This window comes from Escherichia sp. TW14182 (genome assembly GCF_000208525.1).
GTDB lineage: Bacteria > Pseudomonadota > Gammaproteobacteria > Enterobacterales > Enterobacteriaceae > Escherichia > Escherichia ruysiae.
In genome coordinates this window covers 1-1,486 of record NZ_AEJZ01000486.1, presented here as the reverse complement: position 1 = coordinate 1,486, position 1,486 = coordinate 1, and the positions used below count along the sequence as shown (strand labels likewise).

Annotated in this window: 2 protein-coding genes; both read left to right on the top strand. The window is 43.1% G+C overall.

The features are described 5' to 3' along the window. Positions 1–231 precede the first annotated feature (231 nt). On the top strand, positions 232–594 hold the full coding sequence (locus tag EQY_RS0123520) for a GtrA family protein (protein WP_000915847.1): 363 nt from the start codon (positions 232–234) through the stop codon (positions 592–594). Further along, on the top strand, positions 591–1,484 hold the full coding sequence (locus EQY_RS0123515) for a glycosyltransferase family 2 protein (RefSeq protein ID WP_000703654.1): 894 nt from the start codon (positions 591–593) through the stop codon (positions 1,482–1,484). The genes EQY_RS0123520 and EQY_RS0123515 overlap by 4 nt, the downstream gene beginning before the upstream one ends. The last annotated feature ends 2 nt before the right edge of the window (positions 1,485–1,486 follow it).

Genomic DNA, 1,486 nt, shown 5'->3' with positions numbered 1-1,486 from the left:
AGTCGAACCTACGACCTTCGCATTACGAATTATAAGAATCCGCTTGTAATTCAAGGGATTATCCCATCAACACTGCGCTCTCACGTCCCACCACATCAAAACATGTAAAGCCTTGCAAGCCATTGTGAGGCCTTATGTGTCTCAGTTTTGTCTCATCAGACATAGCAAGTATCGATCAATTGAGACTTGGATGATAGACTTCATGCCTTTCAGAGCTCATTGATTAAATAAATGTTAAAGTTATTTGTAAAGTACACATCTATAGGTGTGCTGAACACACTTATACACTGGGTGGTTTTTGGTGTATGTATCTATGCCGCACATACCAGTCAGGCCCTGGCAAACTTCACAGGTTTCGTAGTGGCTGTGAGCTTTAGCTTCTTCGCGAATGCAAGATTCACATTCAAAGCATCGACTACAGCGATGCGCTACATGTTATACGTGGGATTCATGGGAATATTAAGTGCGATTGTTGGTTGGGCTGCTGATAAATGCTCACTTCCTCCAATAGTCACTCTTATCACCTTCTCCGCCATCAGCCTGGTGTGCGGTTTCGTCTATTCAAAGTTCATTGTCTTTAGGGATGCGAAATGAAAATATCTCTTGTCGTTCCTGTCTTCAATGAAGAAGAAGCGATACCTGTTTTCTATAAGACGGTACGTGAATTCCAAGAGTTGAAGCCATATGAAGTAGAAATTATATTCATAAATGACGGAAGTAAAGATGCCACAGAGTCAATTATTAACGCGCTGGCTGTTTCAGACCCGCTAGTTGTTCCGCTGTCATTTACACGCAACTTTGGTAAAGAACCAGCCTTATTTGCAGGGTTAGACCATGCAAGCGGCGATGCTGTAATTCCTATTGATGTCGACCTGCAAGACCCTATTGAGGTTATCCCTCATCTTATTGAAAAGTGGCAGGCTGGTGCTGACATGGTGCTTGCGAAACGTTCAGACCGCTCAACTGATGGACGACTGAAACGTAAGACAGCTGAGTGGTTCTATAAGTTACACAACAAAATAAGCACCCCAAAGATCGAGGAAAATGTCGGAGATTTTCGACTCATGTCTCGTGAGGTTGTGGAGAACATTAAACTATTGCCTGAGCGCAATCTTTTCATGAAAGGCATACTGAGCTGGGTGGGTGGTCAGACAGATGTCGTTGAATATGTACGCGCAGAGCGTGTTGCTGGCATCTCAAAATTTAATGGCTGGAAATTATGGAATCTGGCACTGGAAGGTATCACAAGTTTTTCAACCTTTCCTCTTCGCGTATGGACTTATATAGGCTTGTTTGTTGCAAGCATTTCGTTTTTATATGGTGCATGGATGATTATAGATACCCTTGTCTTTGGTAACCCTGTACGCGGGTATCCCTCCTTGCTTGTATCAATACTTTTCTTGGGTGGAGTGCAACTGATCGGGATTGGTGTTCTCGGAGAATATATAGGTAGAATTGGTGATGCTGCCAACTTACTGATTTAGTG

Bases quoted from the DNA above. Each gene is read 5' to 3' on its own strand.
- EQY_RS0123520 (WP_000915847.1), top strand. From the start codon at position 232: ATGTTAAAGTTATTTGTAAAGTACACATCTATAGGTGTGCTGAACACA.
- EQY_RS0123515 (WP_000703654.1), top strand. From the start codon at position 591: ATGAAAATATCTCTTGTCGTTCCTGTCTTCAATGAAGAAGAAGCGATA.